16 protein-coding genes are annotated in these 22238 nt (G+C 65.6%); 9 read left to right on the forward strand and 7 right to left on the reverse strand.

The window, feature by feature from the left end; all coding sequences use genetic code 11:
• Positions 1-95: 95 nt before the first annotated feature.
• The 4 genes from FG93_RS02050 to FG93_RS02065 form a co-directional block, all read right to left on the reverse strand.
• Positions 96-1139, reverse strand: a complete 1044-nt coding sequence (locus tag FG93_RS02050) for a histone deacetylase family protein (RefSeq protein WP_043231251.1) — start codon at positions 1137-1139, stop codon at positions 96-98.
• Positions 1140-1230: 91 nt separating this feature from the next.
• Entirely contained in the window at positions 1231-3567 is a 2337-nt protein-coding gene (locus FG93_RS02055) for a bifunctional diguanylate cyclase/phosphodiesterase (RefSeq protein ID WP_052513240.1), read from the reverse strand.
• Between the two features lie 68 nt (positions 3568-3635).
• Positions 3636-4259 carry a TetR/AcrR family transcriptional regulator gene (locus tag FG93_RS33780; protein WP_052513242.1) on the reverse strand — a complete coding sequence of 208 codons (624 nt, stop codon included), beginning with the start codon at positions 4257-4259 and terminating at the stop codon, positions 3636-3638.
• The gene (locus FG93_RS02065) at positions 4256-5443 is read right to left on the reverse strand and encodes an acyl-CoA dehydrogenase family protein (protein ID WP_081881246.1); all 1188 of its coding nucleotides are present in this window, start codon (positions 5441-5443) and stop codon (positions 4256-4258) included. The genes FG93_RS33780 and FG93_RS02065 overlap by 4 nt, the downstream gene beginning before the upstream one ends.
• Before the next feature lie 105 nt (positions 5444-5548).
• On the opposite strand from FG93_RS02065, the gene FG93_RS02070 reads away from it, so the two are divergent.
• Positions 5549-7132, forward strand: a complete 1584-nt coding sequence (locus tag FG93_RS02070; RefSeq protein ID WP_052513244.1) for an acyl-CoA carboxylase subunit beta — start codon at positions 5549-5551, stop codon at positions 7130-7132.
• A gap of 8 nt (positions 7133-7140) precedes the next feature.
• Entirely contained in the window at positions 7141-9132 is a 1992-nt protein-coding gene (locus FG93_RS02075) for a biotin carboxylase N-terminal domain-containing protein (protein WP_043231255.1), read from the forward strand.
• Between the two features lie 123 nt (positions 9133-9255).
• Here the strand turns inward: FG93_RS02075 and FG93_RS02080 are convergent, their stop codons facing one another.
• Entirely contained in the window at positions 9256-9837 is a 582-nt protein-coding gene (locus FG93_RS02080) for a hypothetical protein (RefSeq protein WP_043231257.1), read from the reverse strand.
• Between the two features lie 266 nt (positions 9838-10103).
• Between FG93_RS02080 and FG93_RS02085 the strand changes: the two genes are divergently transcribed.
• From FG93_RS02085 to fabI, 7 genes are read left to right on the forward strand one after another with little or no spacing between them, the layout of a single operon-like run.
• Complete coding sequence (locus FG93_RS02085) at positions 10104-12404, forward strand: DUF3141 domain-containing protein (protein WP_081881247.1); 2301 nt, start codon at positions 10104-10106, stop codon at positions 12402-12404.
• 8 nt (positions 12405-12412) lie between these two features.
• Positions 12413-13387: a phosphate acetyltransferase gene (locus FG93_RS02090; protein WP_052513246.1), complete on the forward strand. Its 975-nt coding sequence runs from the start codon at positions 12413-12415 to the stop codon at positions 13385-13387.
• 3 nt (positions 13388-13390) lie between these two features.
• Complete coding sequence (locus tag FG93_RS02095) at positions 13391-14605, forward strand: acetate/propionate family kinase (RefSeq protein WP_043231259.1); 1215 nt, start codon at positions 13391-13393, stop codon at positions 14603-14605.
• A 60-nt stretch (positions 14606-14665) separates the two neighbouring features.
• Positions 14666-15712, forward strand: coding sequence for an HlyD family secretion protein (locus FG93_RS02100; RefSeq protein WP_152579257.1), 1047 nt, complete (start codon positions 14666-14668; stop codon positions 15710-15712).
• A complete protein-coding gene (rbbA, locus tag FG93_RS02105; protein WP_043231260.1) occupies positions 15712-18450 on the forward strand; it encodes a ribosome-associated ATPase/putative transporter RbbA in 2739 nt (912 codons plus the stop codon). Before FG93_RS02100 ends, rbbA begins: the two co-directional genes overlap by 1 nt.
• Before the next feature lies 1 nt (position 18451).
• Positions 18452-19630, forward strand: coding sequence for an ABC transporter permease (locus FG93_RS02110; RefSeq protein WP_043231263.1), 1179 nt, complete (start codon positions 18452-18454; stop codon positions 19628-19630).
• 4 nt (positions 19631-19634) lie between these two features.
• Complete coding sequence (fabI, locus tag FG93_RS02115; RefSeq protein WP_043231266.1) at positions 19635-20411, forward strand: enoyl-ACP reductase FabI; 777 nt, start codon at positions 19635-19637, stop codon at positions 20409-20411.
• 68 nt (positions 20412-20479) lie between these two features.
• Here the strand turns inward: fabI and FG93_RS02120 are convergent, their stop codons facing one another.
• Both FG93_RS02120 and FG93_RS32775 read right to left on the reverse strand, forming a co-directional pair.
• The gene (locus tag FG93_RS02120; RefSeq protein ID WP_043231268.1) at positions 20480-21718 is read right to left on the reverse strand and encodes an MFS transporter; all 1239 of its coding nucleotides are present in this window, start codon (positions 21716-21718) and stop codon (positions 20480-20482) included.
• A gap of 195 nt (positions 21719-21913) precedes the next feature.
• Positions 21914-22072, reverse strand: a complete 159-nt coding sequence (locus FG93_RS32775; RefSeq protein WP_161783755.1) for a hypothetical protein — start codon at positions 22070-22072, stop codon at positions 21914-21916.
• Between the last annotated feature and the right edge of the window lie 166 nt (positions 22073-22238).

Consider the following 22238-nt stretch of genomic DNA (forward strand, 5'->3'; position numbering starts at 1 on the left):
CGGGCTTGCCCCGGCCATCCGCGACCTCGCTGGCCAATAGTCACGGCAAGACGTGATGCCCGGTACAGGGCCGGACATCACGAGAGACGCCGTCTTCAGGCGCCAAAGCCGGTCAGGAAGCCGTCGAGGCAGCCGCCGATCGCCTCGATCGCGTAGCCCCCTTCCTGGACCACCAGGGTCGGAAGCCCCATTGCCCTCACCTGCCGGCCGATCGTGCCGAAATCGGACGCCTCGAGCTTGAGTACCCCGATCGGGTCGTCCTTGTGCGCGTCATAGCCGAGCGCGATGACCAGTGCTTCGGCGCCAAAGTCACGGATGGCCTTGCCGGCACGATCGACGGCAGCTGCCATCTCCGCGCCGCCCGCGCCATGGGCCAGCGGCAGGTTGAGGTTGAAGCCCTCGCCCGGGCCGTTGCCGCGCTCGTCCGCGTAGCCGGTGAAGAAGGGATAGTAGTTCACCGGGTCGGCATGGACCGAGATGGTCAGCACGTCCGAGCGACGGTAGAAAATCTGCTGTGTGCCGTCGCCATGATGCGCGTCGACATCGAGGATCGCGACCTTGCCGAACTTCGAGCGCAGGCGCTGGGCCGCAACCGCCGTATTGTTGATATAGCAGAAGCCGGTGGCGCGGTCGGCGCGGGCATGGTGGCCAGACGGGCGGCAGAGCGCATAGACCGCGCGCTCGCCAGCCAGGATCGCTTCGGCGCCTGATACCGCTGTCTCGGCCGAGCGCAGCGTCGAGGTCCAGCAATGCTCGCCGACCGGCACGGACAGATCGCCGAGGAACCAGCCAAGCTGGCCCATCAGGCCCGTCGGCCGGCAAGGCGGACGCATGTCCTCGTCGACCCTGCCGCTCCAGTAGGGGAAGGTGTTGGGCCATGCCTCGGGACCACGCTCGGGCAGCTGGACCCAACGCTCCCAAAGGGTCTCAAGGAAGCGGACGAACTCCGCGCTGTGCACGGCCAGGATCGGAGCGACGCCATGAACGCCGGGACGTTCGGGTGTGATGCCATGGCGGGCGAGCGCGCCCAGCAATTGCTCCGTGCGTTCCGGCAGATCCTTCGGCGCGACAACGCGGCCGAAGCGCATGTATTGCTGCGGATCGTGGAGCGACTGGTCCGGGTGATAGAAGGCGCGCATGCGGAATCGGTCCTCGGCTTGTTGATCTGCACCATTCCCTCGACGGTGCGCGAACGTGCAAGGACATGCTTAGCAAGCGCCGGGCGCGCGGTCAGGCCGCAGCGACGCCGCCCCGCTCTGCATCCATGGCGGGTTCAACCGGCTGCAGGCCAGGCTGTTGGCTCAGCCAAGGCACCCGGTTCGCCGGGACCGGTCGGGAATAGCGATAGCCCTGCGCGAAGCTGCAGCCGCACTGACGCAGGAAGGCCTCCTGCGTCCGCGTCTCGACACCTTCGGCGATGAGATCGAGCTTCAGATCGGCGGCAAGGTTGATGATCGCCCGTACGATGGCAGCATCCTCCCCGCCCTCGTCGAGATGGCGGACAAAGCCGCGGTCGATCTTGATCACGTCGACGGGGAAGCGCCTGAGATGGGTGAGCGACGCGTAGCCGGTGCCGAAATCGTCCAGCGCAACGCGGACGCCCTTCTCGCGAAGCGTCTTCAGCGCTCGCTCGGCATCCCCGGCCGTGCGGGCAAGCAGCACCGTCTCGGTGACCTCGACGCCAAAGCAGGATGTCGGCACCCCCGCTGCCGCCAGCTGGGCAAGCAGCTTCTGCGAAAACTGCGGATCACGGAACACCGCCGGCGCGAGATTGACCCAGACCCGCGGGACTGTGATTCTCGTTGCGAGCCAGTTGCCCAGATCGGCAATCGCCTTGCGCAGGATGACATCGCCGATCGCAGAAGCGGTTTCCGGATCGTCCAAACCATGTACGAACGCGGCGGCCGGTACGATGCCGCGCTCGGGATGGCGCCAACGTGCCAGTGCCTCAAAGCCGTCGATGGCACCTGTCACCAGCGAAATCTGTGGCTGATAGAAGGGCAGGATGCGGTCCTGAGCCAGCGCCTCGGCCAATTCGCGGCAAATGGCGACGCGTGCGTTCATCACCTCGCGCATGCCGCTGTCATAGACGACGGCCATGTTCCGGCCCAATGCCTTGGCGCGATAGAGCGCGAGATCCGCATCCTTCATCAGCTCGATCGGAGCAAGATCATGCTGTGGCGCCAGCGCGATGCCGAGGCTGGCGCGCGACGATATAGCGTGCCCGAGATGACTGAGCGGGCCGCGCAGCGCCACCAGCAGCAGGTCCGCCTTGGCCTGCGCCGCAGCCACGGTCATCGTCTGCGTCGAGAGCACCACAAACTCATCACCGCCCAGCCGGGCGACGAGATCTCCAGGCGCTGTGTGGCGCAGGAGGCGTGCGGCCGCCTCGTTCAGCAGGGCATCTCCGGCATCATGGCCAAGCGTGTCGTTGACCGACTTGAAATCGTCGAGATCGACCAGGAACAGGCTCACGGTCGCGCCATCGCTAAGCCCGGCCAGCGCCTCCTGCAGGCGCTCCTGGAAGAGCAAGCGGTTCGGCAGGCCCGTCAGGGCGTCATGCGTTGCCTGCCAGCGGACATGCGCTTCGGCAGCCTTGCGCTCGGTGATGTCGACAATGCCCGCGACGATCGTCGAGGACTGGCCCATCGACAATGAGGTCGCTGTGATCAGTGCGTCGCGGCTCGTGCCGGCTCCGTCCCGGATCACGGCCTCGAACTCGCCGACATGCTCGCCGCGGAGCAATTGCCGGGTGAGACTGCGCCGGCTTTCAGCATCGACGAAGAGATCCGGCACAGCCACCTCGCGCAGATCGCTTCCAGCTCCCTTGCCGAAGAAGCGCAGCGCCGCATCATTGGCCCGTACGAAGCGCCCATCGGCCACCGATGTGACGACGAGCGGGATCGGCACGGCCATGAAGAGGCGCTCGATCATCGCGCGGCTCTCGTCGAGCTCCTCCTTTGCAGCACGCTCGGATTGGGTCGCAGTCCATTCCAGCCGCCTCAGGCGGTTGGCGTGGATTACGACCAGGCCGAGCGCGAAGTTCAGCATTGCCAGCACGAGCACCAGCCCGACGAAGGTGCTCGGATAGGGGCCCGCCCCGAGATAGCCGACCAGCATCAGCACGCTGGTGCCGAAGCCGAGAATGAAGGTCCAGCGGAAGGATATCGGCGCCACCAGATAGAAGATGGAGGGCAGCAGCAGCACCACGAACAGCGCCAGATCGCTGCGCGAGCTGACCAGGAAGGCAACCGCCACAGCGCAGCCGACCTCCCACAGGACCGTCACGGCCTCGGCCTGCTTGAAGCGGGTGGCCCTGCGGATCAGGATCGCGCAGAGAACCGACACCGCCACGACGGAGAGACGCGCGGACACCGCGACGAGGAAATGCGGCGTTCCAAAAAAGCGCCAGTCGCTGACGAGGAAGAACGTGTTGAGCAGCGCCGAGATCAGGAAGATCAGCCGGCACTGCCGGAGGGTCTCCGGCAACCGGGCCGCCTGGAAGATCTCCTCCCGGCCGGTATCGCGGAATTCTCCACCAAATCGGAACAAATTGTCGCGTTGCATGCCGCATCGTTACGATGCGAAGGTCAAAACCGCGTTAAAGCAACCGGAACTTGTCACAGCGCAATGCGTCAATCGGGCTTGGCAAGCCCGGCCCGCGGCGCGATCAGGGCGGCAAATTCGCTCGCCAGTTCGGCGATGTCGAAGCGCCCGGGGCGGTACCAGTCGGTCGAGCCATTGAGGGCGCCAAGCAGGAAGAGGCGCAGCGCCTCTGGTGAGCGCTCTGCCGCGATCACATCAGCTGCCTGAAGTTCGGCGATCAGGAGGCGCCAGACGTCCTCATAGGCGCGGCGAACCCTGCGCACGCTGTCCGGCACCGGCATCGCGCCGAAGGCAAAGGCCTTGATGCTCGCCGAGGTGTAGTCGCCATGGCCATGCAGCGCCGTCAGATGCGCGAGAACCGCTGTTTCCAGTCGAGCACGCGGCTCAGCCCCCTCGGATTGCTGCAACGCGGCAACCACGGCATCCTGAACGAAGCGAACGCCATCATTGACGACAGACTCGACGATCTCCTCCTTCGAAGCGAAGTGATAATAGAGGCTGGCCTTCCGGATTCCGACCGCCTCGGCGATCTCGCGCAAGCTGGTCTGATGATAACCACCCTGGCGCAGCAGGCGCGCAGCCGTGTCGAGGATCAGCCGGCGCGAACCGCCTTCGACGGCATCGCGCTCCGCCTTGGTCGTCTGAATACTCACAACCGCTTCGCCACCTCTTCGAGCATCACTTCGGTGGCACCGCCGCCAATCGACTGGACCCGTGCGTCCCGCGTCAGGCGTTCAATGGCACTTTCGCGCATGAACCCCATGCCGCCATGGAACTGCAGGCAGGCATACATCACCTCGTTGACCAGTTCGCCGCAATAGGCCTTGACCATCGAGACCTCGCGTGTGGCCTCAGTGCCCCGGGCGTCGAGCCAGGCGGCGTGATAGACGAGCTGGCGTCCGGCTGCGACCTTGGCCGAGAGCATGGCGAGCTTCTGGCGGATGGCCTGCTTCTCCCAGAGCGGCGCCCCGAAGGCTTTTCGGGTGCGGACATAATCCAGCGTGAGATCGAGCGCCGCCTGCGCCTCGCCCATCGCCATCGCGCCGATGACCGTGCGCTCATTCTGGAAATTGCGCATGATCGCGTAGAAGCCGCGCCCCTCCTGGCCGAGCAGGTTCGCGGCCGGAATGCGGCAGTCCTCAAAGACGAGTTCGGCGGTGTCGGAAGAGCGCCAGCCGTGCTTGTCGAGTGCGCGCGAGACCCGGAAACCGGGTGTTCCCTTCTCGACCAGGAAGATCGAAACCGACTGCGAGGGCCTGCCCGAGAGATCGGTCTTGGCGGCGACGCAGTAGAGATCGGCATGGACGCCATTGGTGATGAACGTCTTGGCGCCGTTCAGAACGTAGGTTTCGCCCTCGCGCCGCGCCGTCGTACGGATACTCTTCACGTCAGAGCCGGCATCAGGTTCGGTCACCGCCACCGCGCAGATCGCCTTCCCGGCGATGATGTCCGGCATATAGCGGTCATGCTGGGCCTTGTTGCCGGCATTGAAGACATGGACAGAGGCCATGTCGGTATGGACGAGCGCGGTGATGGCGACGCCGGAGAAGGTCGAGCGGCCAAGTTCCTCGGCAAGGATGACTGTAGCCAGCGTATCCATCTCCGCACCGCCGTACTCGGCCGGGTAACGGATGCCGAAGAAGCCGAGCTCGCCCATGCGGCGCAGCACCTCCCGCGGCACGAATCCGGCCTCCTCCCAGGCCAGCGCATGCGGCTTGATCTCGGCTTCGACGAAGCGGCGCAGCTGATCGCGCAGCGCCTCGTGCTCTTCGCTGAAATAGGGCGAGTGGCGCGGCTCTTCGCTGGCCCCGGCCCTCAGTCTGTCCACCGCCGTCATCGCACTCTCCCGCTGCTTGACCTCTCGGCGCAAATTCGCCTACCTAACGGACGGTAGGTGACTTGATCAACGAGATCAAGGGCGTGTGCCGAGGCGGGAGGAATCATGTCTGCAGGCCCCACGAGCGAAACGCGCACAATCGTGCCCCCGCCTCTCACCGAGATGCTCGCAACCCTGCGCGCGCGCCATGCCCTCGTCGCCAATGGCGGCGGCGCAGGGATGCGCGAGCGGCACGAAACGCGCGGCAAGATCATGGTGCGCGAACGCATCGACCTGCTGCTCGACGCACAGACGCCCTTCCTCGAACTCTCGCCGCTGGCGGCCTGGGGGCTCTACGGCAATGAGGTGCCCGGCGCCGGCATCGTCACCGGCATCGGCGTCGTCTCCGGCCGCGCCTGCATGCTGATCGCCAATGACGCGACGGTGAAGGGCGGCTCGTTCTTCGCCGAGACAGTGCGCAAGCATCTCAGGGCGCAGGAGATCGCCGAGGAGCATCGCCTGCCCTGCCTCTATCTGGTCGATTGCGGCGGAGCCTTCCTTCCGGAACAGGACCGCGTCTTTCCCGACCGCGACCATTTCGGCGGCTCCTTCTACAACCAGTGCCGGATGTCGGCGGCCGGCATTCCCCAGATTTCGCTCGTCTTCGGCGGCTGCACCGCCGGCGGCGCCTATATTCCGGCGCTGTCCGACGAAGTGATCATGGTCAAGGGCACCGGGCGCATCCATCTCGGCGCCCCCCCGATCGTGAAGGCTGCAATCCACGAGATCGTCGATGGCGAGACGCTGGGCGGGGCCGAGATGCACACCCAGGTCTCGGGCGTCAGCGACCATCTCGTCGAGACGGAAATGGAAGGCCTCGCCAAGCTCCGCGAGATCGTCGGTTCGCTCGGCGAAATCGGCAGGCTTGGCCCATCACCCTACCCGTCCGTGCCACCGAGGCTCGATGCAGCCGAACTCGAGCAGATCGTCCCGACCGATCTGCGCCGGCCCTACGATGTGCGCGAGGTGATCGCCCGCATCGTCGACGACTGCAGCTTCAACGCCTTCAAGCCCGACTATGGCGCAACGCTGGTCACCGGCTTTGCGCGCATCCACGGCTACGCCGTCGGGATCATCGCCAACAATGGCGTGCTCTTCTCGGAATCGGCGCTGAAGGGCGCCCATTTCATCGAGCTCTGCGACCAGCGCCAGATCCCCCTGATCTTCCTGCAGAACATCACCGGCTTCATGGTCGGCACAGCGGCCGAGCGCGGTGGCATCGCCAAACATTCGGCCAAGCTGGTCTATGCCGTCTCGAATGCGCGCGTTCCCAAATACACCGTGCTGATCGGCGGCTCCTATGGCGCCGGCAATTACGGCATGTGCGGCCGCGGCTTCCGGCCGCGCTTCCTGTTCTCCTGGCCGAATGCCCGTATCGCCACGATGAGCCCCGAGGTTGCGGCCAATGTCGTCACGGAACTGCGCCGCCAGAGCCTGAAAGGCGCTGCCGATAAGGCAGCGATCGCCGATCTCGACCGCAGGACGCGGGCCCAGTTCGAGGAACAGAGCGACCCGTATTATGCGACTGCGCGGCTCTGGGATGACGGGATCATCGAACCGGCGCAGACGCGCGACGTGCTCGGCCTGTGTCTCTCGCTTGCCGCGGGCGAAGCGCGCGACACCTCCCCTCGCCCCGTCTACCGGATGTAACCGCCGCCATGTTCGAGAGCATCCTCATTGCCAATCGCGGCGAGATCGCCTGCCGCATCATCAAGACCTGCCGCCGGCTCGGCATCCGCACCATCGCAGTCCATTCGGAAGCGGACCGCGACGCCCTGCATATGCGCCTCGCCGACGAAGCCATCGCCATCGGCCCGGCCCCGGCACGCGACAGCTATCTGCGGGCCGACCGGATCATCGAGGCGGCACTGGCGACGGGCGCGCAGGCGATCCATCCCGGCTATGGCTTTCTCTCGGAACGGCTCGATCTGATCGCAGCCTGCGAGAAGGCAGGCATCACCTTCATCGGCCCCTCGGCCACCGCCATCGATGCCATGGGCGACAAGATCCGCTCCAAGCAGATCGCGCGCGAGGCCGGCGTGCCGGGCGTGCCCGGGTATGACGGGGCCGACCAGTCGCGCGACATGCTGAAGCGGGAAGCGCTGCGCGTCGGCCTGCCGGTCATGGTCAAGGCCTCTGCCGGCGGCGGCGGTAAAGGCATCCGCAAGGTCGAACAGGAGGCGGATCTCGATGCCGCCATTTCCGCGGCGGGCAGCGAGGCGCAAGCCGCGTTCGGAGACGGACGCCTGCTCATCGAGAAATTCGTGACGCGCCCGCGCCATGTCGAGGTCCAGGTCGCGGGCGACAGGTATGGCGGCATCGTCCATCTCTTCGAGCGCGATTGCTCGGTGCAGCGCTCCAACCAGAAACTGATCGAGGAGGCGCCAGCTCCAAACCTGCGGGATGAGACGCGCACCGCTTTGTATGACTACGCCTTGAGGCTCTCGCGCGCGATTTCCTACGACAACCTCGGCACCGTCGAATTCCTCGTCGATGCCGTGACGCAGGAGGTGTTCTTCCTCGAGATGAACACGCGCCTGCAGGTCGAGCACCCGGTCACCGAGGCGATCACCGGGCTCGATCTGGTGGAATGGCAGATCCGCATCGCCGCAGGCGAGCCCCTGCCGCTCACCCAGGACGAGATCCGCTGCTCAGGCCACGCCATCGAAGCCAGGCTGACAGCCGAGCGAGCGGACCAGGGCTTCCGGCCCGATACCGGTGTGATCAGGCTGTGGCGTGAACCGGAGGGGGTGCGCGTCGACAGCGGCATCACGACCGGAAGCGAGATCACGCCGCATTACGATTCCCTGCTCGCCAAGGTCATCGCTCATGCGCCCGACCGTACCAGCGCGGTCCAGCGCCTTGCTGGCGGGCTGAATGGGATGGCGGTACTCGGGCCGGCGACGACGCGCGCGTTCCTGGCGGACGCCCTGAGGACACCGAGCTTTGCGAAGGGCGAAGCCACGACGCTGTTCCTGAGTGAGAATTTTCCGGGAGGCTGGAAGCCGCCGGCCGTTCCGCAAGACCTGCTCAACGCCATCGCTGCGGCTCTCTGGCTCACGGCACGTAGGACCGCGCCCGCCAGCACGCCGTGGCATGCGCTCAAAGGATTCCGCCTGCTCGCGCCCGCCGGAAGGCCGGCCACGACGCATCTTGCCATCGGAGCCGGAGCAGATGCGGCGCGGCTCGCGGTGGAAACCCATGAAGGCTTCCTGCGCATCGCAGCAGCAGGCGACCGGCATGATATCGCGCTCCGTCGCGGCAGGTCTGAAGCCGAGTGGGTGGTGACCATGAGCGGGGCGAGCCAGATGGCGCACGCCATATGCGACGCTGGCGGTCTCCTTCTGCGCCTTGGTGGCTTCGAAGGCCGGCTCGAGATTGCGCTTGCGATCGAGGCGGCAGCCGCGCGCCGCGACGCTGGGGCCGATTCCAGCAACACCCTGCGCGCACCGATGCCGGGAACAGTTGCGGCCCTGCATGTCGGCGTGGGCGACACCGTCGAGGCCGGACAGGTCGTCGCCGTACTGGAGTCGATGAAGCTCTTCATGGAGTTGAAGAGCCCCGCCGGCGGAATGGTTCAACGGATCGGTCCGCAGGCTGGATCGACGGTTGCAGCCGGCGACATTCTGGTCGCGATCGAGCCAGACTGAGCGCGGGCTCGGTGTCGATCGCCTAAAGCATCGGCCCGAAAAGTGGATTGCGGTTTTCGGAGAAGCCGATGCAAACACAGAAGGCTAGATTATCGGACCGGATACGATATCCGGTCCGATAATCTAGCTGCCCGCCGCCGTCATCGGCGCGGGCGCCTTCCTCACCGTGACCCGTGCCGAGGCGAGGCGCCGATAGAGTGTCCTGCGCCGAAGCATCGGCAACCAGTCGTAGAGGAACATCTCGGCCGGCCTCCAGATGACGACCCAGCCGATGATCACGAAGCTCTCTTGAACCACGCGCGCGAACGGCCCTTCAATCCGCTCCGATAGCCACCAGGCGATGAAGAGACAGGCGCTCAGAACGATGAGGCCGATCAGGAGGGCCAAGCGACCGTCCCGGAACAGCTGCCGCATCGCCGTTGTCTCAGATCGCGCGCGTCCGTCGAACCAGTTGCCGATGGCCGCGGCGAAATCGGGCGCCGCGCCGCCGGCTTCGCCATCTGCCTGGATATCGATGACGATTTCGATGGCGCGATCCTTGGGCAGTTCCTCGGCCCATTCGACGATGTACTGCTCGGCATCCGCCGACAGGTCGCGCTGGCGGAAAGGGAACGGATCGAGCGTGTTGAACAGCTGCGCGCCGTCAGTCAGGCTCAGCTCGATCGTGCTCGCGTTTCGTAAGCCCGGAATGGCATTGTCAGGCATCCATCACCGCCATTCCCCATGATCGCGCCAGCCGATCCACCGAACAGCACGTCGAAGTTCCGGCCAAGGATATCGCATTGAGCCCTGAATATCCTGCCGGCGAGCCGGCTTGATGGAGGTCAATGCCCCATACTGCTGAACGGCGCATTCTGATGAGCAGCTCTTGCATAGGTTGCGCGGGGCGTCTCAGTCTGGTGATATTGCAGTGCAAAAGACCATCGTGATGTTTCTGACGTATCGGCCGCGGGCCCTATGAGGACAACGATATGGTGAGCGCATCTTCGGCGACGTCGCCCGGTTCTGCTGCCGCGACGACCTATTCCGGCTCCGATCTTGCCGCGTATCTTGTCGACGCCGCCCAGCGCAACGTGCTGATGCTGGATGTGCTGCGGCAGAGGGGCGACAACTATCTTGAGCACATGGCCATGGCGGCTCCGAACGTCCTCGGCTTCGCCTTCGAGATCGTCATGGACGGTCGCCATCTGCCGCGGCCGGTGAATTACGGCCTTGTTCGCATCATCGCTCCCGAGGGTGTCATCACGGACGAGGCCTCGCGCCCCTTCATCATCGTCGACCCGCGCGCCGGCCATGGACCGGGCATCGGCGGCATGAAGCCGGACAGCGAGATCGGCGCAGCGCTCGCCGCCGGGCATCCCTGCTATTTCGTCGGCTTCCTGCCGGTTCCGGTCAAAGGCCAGACGATCGAGGATGTCGGCTGCGCCGAGGCCGCCTTCATCGAGGCCGTGACCAGGCGCCACCCCGGCTATTCCGGCAAGCCGTGCGTCATCGGCAACTGCCAGGCAGGCTGGGCTGTGCTCGGGCTCGCCGCTGCCCGGCCCGAGCTGATGGGGCCGATCATGGCGGCAGGCGCGCCGCTGGCCTATTGGAACGGCAAGGACGGACTCAACCCGATGCGCTATTCCGGCGGCATGTTGGGCGGGTCCTGGCTTGCATCCCTGACCGGCGATCTCGGAGCCGGGATCTTTGACGGCGCCTATCTCGTTCAGAACTTCGAGAACCTGAACCCGGCCAATACCTGGTGGACCAAGCTCTACAATGTCTGGTCGAAGGTCGACACCGAGGCCGAGCGCTTTCTCCCCTTCGAGAAATGGTGGGGCGGCCATGTGCTGCTCGACCGCGAAGAGATCGAGTTCATCGTGGAACAGCTCTTCGTGGGAAACAAGCTGACCAAGGGCGAAGTGAAGCTTTCGTCGGGAAAGACGCTCGATCTGCGCGAGGTCACCTCGCCCATCGTCGTGTTCTGCTCCTGGGGCGACAACATCACGCCACCGCAGCAGGCGCTGGGCTGGATCACCGATCTCTACGCCAGCGACCTCGCGTTGATGGCTGCCGAGCAGACCATCGTCTACACGATCCATCCTCAGACCGGGCATCTCGGCGTCTTCGTTTCGAGCTCCGTGGCGAAGAAGGAGCACACCGAGCTCGCGGAGAACATGGACCTGATCGACATCCTGCCACCCGGTCTGTGGGAGGCGGTGATCACGCCGCGCGATCCCGGGCAGGACTATGCCGACCTTGCGACCGGCAACTATGTGCTGCGCTTCGAGGCACGCAGCCTCGACGACATCCGCGCGCTCGGCCTGAATACGGCGGAGGATGACCGCCGGTTCGCAACAGTCGCCAAGATCTCCGAGATCAATGCCGATCTCTACAAGACCTGGCTGCGCCCGGTCGTCCGCGCCTTCGCCAGCGAACCCGCAGCGGAACTGGAGCGCCGGCTCAACCCGTTGCGCTCGCAGTTCGAGATCTTCTCGCACAACAATCCCTTCATGCGCGGCGTCGCGGGCTGGGCGGGGCAGATCCGGAAAAACCGCCGCCCGGCGGCGCCGGACAATCCGTTCCTGGCCTGGCAGGAGCTCGTCTCGCAGAACATCGTCGCCTCGCTCGACCTGTTCCGCGACATCCGGGATTCCGCCACCGAGCTCGTCTTCAAACAGGTCTACGGCGCGCCTGCCTTGCAGGCGCTGCTTGGCGTCACCGACGAGACGGCGCGCCCTTGGCCAGCCGATCGCGAGCGCGGCGTCGCGGCACTCGAGGCGGGCCGCTCCGATCTCGGCCAACGGGTCGGCGGGATCAGCGCCAAGATCGCGATCCTGAGGGCGGTGATGTACGTCCTGGCGGCGCGCGGCGGCATTGACGAGCGAATCTTTGCCGTCCTCCGCCGCCTGCACGGCAAGCATCACAAGCTGGACGGCATGACCCTCCAACAGTTCAAGCTCAACGTCCGCGAACAGTTCTTCATGCTGCGCTTCGACCGTGAAGCGGCGGTCGCAGCGATCGCCACGGCGTTGCGAGCTGAAGCTCCCCATATTTCACACGAGGAATTTCACGACATTCTGACTGCCGCAGGGCCGCTCGAAGGCGAGACGCTCGCCCGTTTCGAGCGGATCAGCGGGATGTTTCCCGATCGGACGCCGGCTCGTGAGAAGCGCGAGACCGTCAGCAATCTACACCGCCTGCCGAGCCGACCGGCTGCGCCGAAAGAAACAGCCCCCGACACGCCGTCGAAGGCAACGCCCCGCCGCAGCTCATCGCCCAGAAAGTGAAGCGCAGAATGGCTCAGCCTTCCCCGACCGCGGCCCCCTCCAAAACAGGTGATGCGCGCGGCAAATACGAGCGCCTGATTGCAACGGCCCGCGCGCTTCCGCCGGTCGCGACCGCGGTCGCCCATCCCTGCGACGAGTCTTCCCTGAAGGGCGCCCTCGATGCGTCGGCACTGGGCCTGATCAATCCCATCCTGGTCGGCCCCACCGCGCGGATCATCGCGACCGCAAAGCAGCACGGGCTCGACATCGCGGGTTTCGAGATCGTCGATACGCCGCACAGCCACGCTTCCGCCGCCAAGGCGGTCGAACTCGTGCATGCCGGAAAAGCCGCCCTGCTGATGAAGGGCAGCCTGCACAGCGACGAATTGCTGGCCGAAGTCACGAACAAGGAGACCGGCCTGCGCACCGGCCGGCGCGTCAGCCATGTCTTCATCATGGACGTGCCGACCTATTCCGAACCGCTTTTCATCACCGACGCTGCGGTGAACATCTTTCCCGATCTCGAATCCAAGCGCGACATCATCCAGAACGCCATCGACCTGCATGTCGGGCTCGGCCTGGGAGCTCCGCGGGTCGCGATCCTCTCCGCCGTGGAGACGGTGACCACCAAGATTCCGAGCACGATCGAAGCAGCGGCGCTCTGCAAGATGGCCGATCGCGGCCAGATCACCGGAGGCCTGCTCGATGGCCCGCTGGCGCTGGACAATGCGATCAGTCCGGAGGCTGCCAGCATCAAGGGGATCGTTTCGCCGGTTGCAGGCAGAGCCCAGATCCTGGTGGTTCCCGACCTCGAAGCCGGCAACATGTTGGCGAAGAACCTGACATTCCTGTCCGGGGCCGATGCCGCGGGCATCGTGCTCGGCGCGCGCGTGCCGATCATCCTGACCAGCCGCGCCGACAATCTCCGGACCCGCCTCGCCTCCTGCGCCGTTGCGGGGCTTTATGCCCATGCATTGGCCCAAGCCAAGCCAATCGGAGCCTAGCCGGTGAACGAGGTCCTGTTCGTCGTCAATGCCGGCAGTTCAAGCATCAAGTTCAAGCTCTACCACGTCACCGGCGATGATATCGAGCTGATGTTCGGCGGCGCGGTGGACGGGATCGGAACCCGCCCGCGCCTCAAGGCCAAGAGTCGTGACGACACATCGCTGATCGAGCGCAGCTTCGCGGTCGCAGAGGTTTCGAACTCGTCGCAGGCGCAGCAGGTCGTTGCCGATTGGGTGGTCGGCGAGATCCGGGACATGGTCATCATCGGTATCGGCCACCGCGTCGTCCATGGTGGCCCGGTCTATTCGGCGCCGGTGCTGGTCGACGACGCTGTGATGAAAACGCTCGAGACCTTCATCCCGCTGGCGCCACTGCACCAGCTCAGTAATCTCGACCCGATCCGCGTGCTGCGCCAGCGCCGGCCTGACCTGCCACAGGTCGCCTGCTTCGACACCGCCTTCCATCGCGGCCATCCCGAACTCTCTGACCGCTTCGCCCTGCCGCGTGCGCTCCATGACGAAGGCGTACGGCGCTACGGCTTCCATGGCCTGTCGTATGAGTATGTCTCGCAGGCGCTCTACGGCATCGCGCCCGAGATTGCGGACAAACGGGTGATCATCGCCCATCTCGGCTCCGGGGCCTCCGTCTGCGCCTTGCAGGGCGGCCGCAGCATCGAGACGACGATGGGTTTTACCGCACTGGACGGGCTACCGATGGGAACGCGCTCGGGCTCGCTCGATCCCGGCGTCGTGCTGCATCTGATCGAGCAGAAGGGCATGAGCCCGGCCGCAGTCGGCCACATGCTCTATCACGAAAGCGGCCTGCTCGGCCTGTCCGGCATCAGCAACGACGTCCGCGAACTGCTCGAGAGCGAGAGGCCCGAGGCCGCGATGGCGATCGACTTCTTCAGCCTGCGTGTCGCGCAGGCCATCGCCAGCCTGTCCGTCACGCTCGGTGGGCTCGACGGTATCGTCTTCACGGCCGGCGTCGGCGAGAACGCCTGGCAGGTCAGGCAGAATGTGGTGGATCGCCTGCATTGGGCTGGGCTGTCGCTCAAGGCGCAGGCCAACCGGCGCAATGACAGGCGCATCGATGCCGAAGGCAGCCGGACGCCAATTTTCGTCATCGCGACAGACGAGGAACGCATGATCGCGCAACACACGCTGCGGCTGCTCCGGACCTCCGGGGTGCCTGCACAGGGGCCAGCCCGGTCGTAACGCAGGATCAGGAAGCAGTCGGTTCTCGCGCAAGCCAGCCGCCGAGCTCGGAGTATGATGATGAGATTGGTCCGTTTACCCGTAGCGACGGCCCTGGCGGTGGCGTTCTTGACCTTCGGCAGCGTGCTGGCCCCGGTCTCGCGCGACGTCTCGATCACGGCGCCGGCCCAGGCCCAGTCGAAGATCCAGGCATTCCTCCAGCGCTTGCGCAGCGGATCGATGCCCAGCGGCATTGCCAAATCGAACGGCCGGATCGAGGCGACGCAGATCGACATCTCCGCGAAATATGCCGGCCGCCTGTCGCAGGTGCTCGTCAATGAGGGCGACGACGTCACCGCCGGGCAGGTGGTCGCGCGCATCTCGTCGCCGGAATATGAGGCCCAGCTTCGCGGCGCCCAGTCGCAGGTTCTCAAGGCCAAGCAGGGGTTGGCGGAAGCCAATGCGCTGATCGTCCAGCGCAAGAGCGAAATCACCCTCACCCAGGCCGAGCTGGAGCGCGGACAGCAGCTTGTCGACAAGGGTTATCTGACCAGGCAGACCTTCGACCAGCGCGTCGCCAGGGCGGATACCGCCAAGGCCGCGCTCGTTGCGGCCGAGGCCCAGCGCGACCAGGCGCAGTTCGCGATCAAGAGCGCCGAAGCCGAAGTCGACCGGATCGAGGCCGTTCTCGTCGACATGACGCTCGTCGCGCCCCGCAGCGGCCGCGTTCAGTACCAGCTCGCACGCGCGGGCGAGGTCGTCGGCGCAGGTGCCCGCATCCTGACGCTGCTCGATCTCAGCGATGTCTACATGACGATCTATCTCCCGGCCGCCCAGGCCGGGCTGCTCGCCCTTGGCGACGAGGCCCGGATCACCGTCGATCCCCTGCCCCACTATGTCATCCCGGCCAATGTCAGCTTCGTCGCGGCGGACGCCCAGTTCACGCCGAAGAGCGTCGAGACGGCCGACGAGCGCGAGAAGCTGATGTTCCGCGTCAAGCTGCAGATCGATCCGCGCGTCCTGAAGAAATATCACCGCCAGGCGAAGACGGGGGTGCGCGGCATGGGCTTCGTCCGCACCAGCCCGTCGATCCAGTGGCCCGAAGACCTCACCGTGAAGCTCCCCTGATGAGCGACGGAGTCATTGCCAGGGTCGAGCATGTCTCGCACCGTTACGGCAAAACGGTTGCGCTCGACGATGTCTCGATCGATTTCCCTGCCCGCCGCATGGTGGGGGTGATCGGCCCGGACGGCGTCGGGAAATCCGCGCTGCTCGCCCTGATTGCGGGCGTCAGGGAAATCCAGACCGGGCACGTCACGGTCTTCGGCGGCGACATGGCCGACAAGGCCCATCGCGAGAAGCATGGCGCCCGCATCGCCTATATGCCGCAGGGCCTCGGTCGCAATCTCTACCCGACGCTGAGCGTCTTCGAGAATATCGACTTCCACGGCCGGCTCTTCGGTCAGGGCGAGGCCGAGCGCAGGCGGCGGATCGACGAATTGCTGAAGGCCACGGGCCTCGATCCATTCGAAGACCGCCCGGCCGGCAAGCTATCGGGCGGCATGAAGCAGAAGCTCAGCCTGTGCTGCGCCCTGATCCATGACCCGGACCTCCTCATCCTCGACGAGCCGACGACCGGCGTCGACCCCCTGTCGCGCGGCCAGTTCTGGGACCTGATCAACACGATCCGCGGCCGGCGGCCGCAAATGAGCGTGATCGTCGCCACCGCCTATATGGACGAGGCCGAGCGCTTCGATTGGCTGGCCGCCATGGATGACGGCAAGGTGATCGCCTCCGGGCCGATTTCCGAGATTCTTGGAAAGACGGGCCAGACATCGCTCGAAGCCGCCTTCATCGCGCTGCTGCCGGAGGCGAAGCGGGCGCAGCACCAGGAGGTGATCGTGCGCCCGCGCCCGGCCAGCGACAGCGCCGTGCCGGCGATCGAGGCCGAGGGATTGACCCGGCGCTTCGGCGATTTCACGGCCGTCGACCATGTCAGCTTCCGGATCGAGCGCGGCGAGATCTTCGGCTTCCTCGGCTCGAATGGCTGCGGCAAGTCGACGACGATGAAGATGCTCACCGGCCTGCTGCCGGCGACCGAGGGCTGGGCCAAGCTGTTCGGCAAGCCGATGGGCTCGAACGACATGGAGACGCGCCGGAATGTCGGCTACATGTCGCAGGCCTTCTCGCTCTATACCGAGCTCACGGTCCGGCAGAACCTCGAACTCCACGCAAAACTCTATCATCTGCCGAGCGACGAGATCGAGGGTCGCATCGCGGAGCTGCTCGAGCGCTTCGACCTCCGGGATGTGGTGGACTCGCGCCCCGACAGCCTGCCTCTCGGCATCAAGCAGCGCCTGCAACTTGCCGTCGCCGTGCTCCACCGGCCGGCCATGCTCATCCTCGACGAGCCGACCTCGGGCGTCGACCCGATCGCGCGCGATGCCTTCTGGCGCACGCTGATCGATCTCTCGCGCGATGACGGCGTGACGATCTTCCTCTCGACGCATTTCATGAACGAGGCGGAGCGTTGCGACCGCATCTCCCTGATGCATGCCGGCAAGGTGCTCGCAGTCGGCACACCGGAAGAACTGGTCAGGGAACGCGGAAGCTCCTCGCTGGAGGACACCTTCGTCGACTATCTCGCCGAGGCGGCCGGGATCGACCGCGAGGCGAAGCCGGAGGCGCCGGACCCGAACGCCGCAATGCCGGCGCCCGAGCCTATCCGGCCGCCGCGTCGCTTCGACCCGAAGCGGCTCTGGGCCTATTCGCGACGCGAGACGATGGAACTGCTGCGCGATCCGATCCGGCTCGCCTTCGCCTTCCTCGGCCCCCTCGTCCTGATGATCGCGTTCGGTTTCGGCATCTCCTTCGATGTCGAGAACCTGCGCTTCTCGGCGCTCGACCAGGACAATACCCCCGAAAGCCGCCAGTTGATCGAGGCTTTTTCCGGCTCGCGCTATTTCGACGAGCGCGCGCCGATCAGGACGGCCGAAGAGCTCGACCAGCGGCTGGGGAGCGGCGAGTTGCAGCTCGCCATCGAGATCCCACCCGGCTTCGGGCGCGACCTGCAGTCCGGCAGGAAGCCGGAGGTCGCGGTCTGGCTCGACGGCGCCATGCCGTTCCGCGCCGAGACGACCAAGGGCTATGTCACCGGGCTCGCCGCGCAATACGCCAAGGAGTGGCTCGCCCAGAACAGCACCGGCACGAGCGCGGCCAGCCTCGTCAATGTCGAGACCCGTTTCCGCTACAACCAGGCCTTCAAGAGCGTCAACGCGATGGTGCCGAGCGTGATCATGCTGATGCTGATCCTGATCCCGGCCATCATGTCCGCAATTGCCGTGGTGAGGGAGAAGGAGACCGGCTCGATCGCCAATTTCCAGTCGACGCCGATCACCAAGTTCGAGTTCCTGTTCGGCAAGCAGCTGCCCTATATCGCGATCGCGATGATCAGCTTCGTGCTGCTTGTGCTGCTTGCGATCATCCTCTTCGGCGTGCCGATCAAGGGCTCGATCGCGATGCTGGTCCTGGGCACCCTGCTCTATGTGATCGCGACGACGGGCTTCGGCCAGTTGATCTCGACCTTCACCAGGACGCAGGTCTCCGCCGTCTTCGCTACCGCGATCCTGTCGATCATACCGGCCGTGAATTTCTCGGGCCTGCTCGTTCCGGTCGCCTCGCTGTCCGGCGGGGCGCGGATGATCGGGCTCGGCTTCCCGACAGCCTGGTATCAACCGGTCAGCGTCGGCGCCTTCACCAAGGGGCTCGGTTTCGACGACCTCTCGTTCAACCTCGTCATGCTCGCGGGCTTCGCAGTCCTCTTCCTTCTCGTCTCGCGGCTTCTCCTGCGCAAACAGGAGCTCTGAGATGTCGCCGGAGAGAACCAGCACGGAACCAGCGCGGCAAGGACCGACGGGCCTTCGGCTGCATCTCGCCAATATCTACCAGCTCGTCATCAAGGAGCTGCGCAGCATCCGGGCCGACCCGGTGATGCTCATCCTCGTGGTCTATGCCTTCAGCATCGCCGTCTACACGGTGGCGACCGGCGCCTCGACCGAGGCCAAGAACCTGACCGTCGGCATCGTCGACGAGGACCGCTCCGATCTCTCCCGCCAGATCCGGAACGCACTGAACCCGCCGCTGTTCAAGAGTGCCGTGACGATCAGTGCCCGGGACATTGACGAGGAGATGGATCACGGCCGGCTGGTCTTCGTGCTGGAGATCCCGCCCTCCTTCCAGGCCGACCTTCTCTCCGGCCGGCGGGCATCCGTGCAGCTCAATGTCGATGCCACCGCGATGACCCAGGCCGGAAACGGCTCGGTCTACATCCAGTCGATCATCGCGCAGGAGGTGACGAATTTCCTGGCCGGCCGGGAAACCGTGACCAGCGCTCCCATCAATGTCGTCATCCGCTCCAAGTTCAATCCGAACCTGAACTCGGCCTGGTTCACCTCGGTGATGCAGGTGATCAACAATGTCACGCTGCTGACGGTGATCCTGACCGGCGCGGCGCTGATCCGCGAGCGCGAGCAGGGCACGGTCGAGCATCTGCTGGTGATGCCGGTCGTGCCGGCCGAGATCATGCTGGCGAAGATCATCGCCAACGGCCTCGTCATCCTGGTCGCAGCCGGGCTGTCGCTCGCAGTCGTCGTGCAATGGTGGCTTCAGGTACCGATCGCCGGCTCGCTGACGCTCTTCCTGGCGGGCGCTGCGCTCTATGCCTTCACGGTCGCGGCGCTCGGCATCATGCTCGGCACGCTCGCCACCTCGATGGGCCAGTTCGGGCTGCTCGCCATTCCGATCCTGGTGATCATGCAGCTCCTCTCGGGTTCGAGCACGCCAATGGAGAGCATGCCCGTCTGGCTGCAATACGTGATGCAGATCATCAGTCCGACCCCGCATTTCGTGGCGTTCTCGCAGGCCGTGCTCTATCGCGGCGCTGGCCTCTCCGTGGTCTGGCTGCAGCTCGTCGCGCTCGTCGTCATCGGCAGCGTGTATTTCACCTATGCGCTCAGCCGCTTCCGCCGCGTGATCTTCGGAGACTGAGTTGATGGGCCCGATCGCCGACATCGTCCGAGGCAAGAAGGGGCTGATCGTCGGCATCGCCAACGAGGACAGCATCGCCTTCGGCTGCGGCCGCGTCCTGCACCGGCTCGGCGCGGAACTGGCCGTGACCTATCTGAATGCCAAGGCCGAGAAATGGGTGCGCCCGCTCGCGGAGGAGCTCAGCAGCCCGATCATCATGCCGCTCGATGTCGAAATGCCAGGGCAGCTCGACGCCGTGTTCGAGGAAATCACCCAGCGCTGGGGCAAGCTCGATTTCGTCATCCACTCGATCGCGTTTGCGCCGCGCGACGACCTGCATGGCCGGGTTGTCGATGTGACGCGGGACGGCTTCGAGCAGGCGATGCGGGTCTCCTGCTATTCGCTGATCGAGATGGCCCGCAAGGCCGAGCCGCTGATGAGCGCCGGCGGCACGATCCTGACCATGAGCTATTACGGCGCCGAGAAGGTGCTGGACAATTACAACATCATGGGACCTGTGAAGGCCGCGCTCGAGAGCACGACGCGCTATCTCGCCCATGAACTCGGCCAGAAGGGCATCCGCCTGCACGCGCTCTCGCCCGGCCCGCTGAAGACGCGTGCCGCCGGCGGCATCGCCAGTTTCGACGAACTTCTGTCGCAAGCCGCCGCACGGGCGCCACAAGGGCGCGTCGTCACCATCGACGAGGTCGGGCAGGTCGCCGCCTTCCTGATCAGCGATGCCGCGACCGGCATGACCGGCAACACGATCTATGTCGATGCCGGCTATCACATCATGGGTTAGGCCGTCGGCTTTCCCGAAAACCGCAATCCGCTTTTCGGGCCGATGCTTTGGCCAGCCTTCCGTTCGCCTCAGGCGGGGACTGCGCGCGGCGTTCCGTCCGGATCCGTCGCCTCCGGCTCCTGCGAGATCGGTGCCGTCAACGGGTCGATGATCTCGAAAGGACGTTCGACATGGACAGGCGGCGCCTTGACGAGCACGCGCAGGCCGGAGACCGCGGCGAGCAGAATAGTCGCGGCCGCCATGAAGTAGAGCAGCCCGCCAATATCGAAGCGCGACATGACGGCGGCACCGAGCATCGGCCCCAGCGCCGAGCCGAAGCCGCTGACGAGGATCAGCCTGCCACTGACCGCAACGACGCGGTCGGCGGGCATGCGGTCGAGCGCATGGGCGACGCAGACCGGATAGAGCGTCGACATGAAGCCGCCGAGCACCGCCGCCACGGGCAGCACCGCTGCAAGGTTCGCGGGCAACATGACGAGCAGCAGGGCCGCCGCCGCGAAGCCAAGCGCAAGACCGGCCAGAACCAGCCGGCGGTCGCCCCGATCCGACAGCCGCCCAACCGGCACCTGAAGCGCAAGCCCACCCAGCACCGCGACCAGCATGAAGAGCGCAATCGTCTGCTGCGGCACGCCATTGCTCAGCATCCAGGCGGGTACGAGCGCGTAGAAGGCGCTGCTGATCATGCCACTGACGACGCAGCCGACGACGGCCACCGGCGCCTGTCGGGTCAGTTCGCCATAGCGCAGCGTCGCCTCCGGCGCGATCCCGGGCGCCTCGGCGCGCGTCGTGCTGACCATGACCAGGGCAAGCGCGAAGAGCGCGATGATGATGTTGAAGGGCGTGGTGGAGTGAATCGCGAGTTTGCCGATCAGCAACTGGCCGAGAGCAAGCGCCAGGAACGTGCCGACCATGTAGATCGAGAACACCCGCCCGCGCTGATCGGCCTGCGCCTTGGCATTCAGCCAGCTTTCCGTGGTGATGAACAGGCCGACGCAGCCCATGCCGATGGCTGCACGGCAGGCGATCCAGGCCAATGGCGAGACAAGGAGCGGCATCGCGGCGGTCGCGACCACCACCATGCCTGCGAACGCAGCATAGGCACGGATATGGCCGATGCGCTGGATCACCTGCCCGGACCCGACCGCACCGATGGTGAAGCCGATGAAATAGGCGCTGAGCACGACGCCGGTCAGGGTGGAGCCGAAATCCTCGAGCGTCAGCCGCAGGGACAGGAAGGTATTGAAGAAGCCGTTCGCGAGCTGAACCAGGCTCGTCGCGGCGATGAGAGTTCCGATCTGCACGAGCATCGGCCAGACCCTTTCGCGAGCGGCCGAGAGATGCCGGCCAGAGTGTCGCGCGCCCGCAGGGATCGCGACAACCGCCCCGGAGATTCTTTAGGCGGTCCGGGGTGGCTAGCGTGAGAATGTGGGCTGAGTGCGTCGCAACACGGGTCGGCGTCTGTCGGTTCACGAAGGGCGGGCAGCAGAACCACCCGCCTGGTGTCAGTCGTCCTGCTTCAGCTCCCATGCCAGCATGGCGTCATGGATCGCGTCGAGTTCCTCTTCCTTCGCGCGGCAATCCGGCCGGGTACGCAGCTCCTCGAGACGCTCGCAGGCGCAGGCGTAATCCTCTTCCGAGTAGATAATGACCAGCCGTTTCATGACCAACTCACCAAGCATAAGACGGGCCAGTCCGCCCGCGATGACGACACGGGCTGGTCTAAAGACCGCCTGCATGACCTGCAGATGACAGCCGCCGGCTCCGTCCGGGATGCATCCTGGGCGCTATCCGAACCGGCCGCTTCCGATATGCTCGTCAAACGATCGC

Origin of the sequence: Allobosea sp. LC85 (assembly GCF_000735605.1) — a bacterium.
Classification (GTDB): Bacteria; Pseudomonadota; Alphaproteobacteria; order Rhizobiales; family Beijerinckiaceae; genus Allobosea.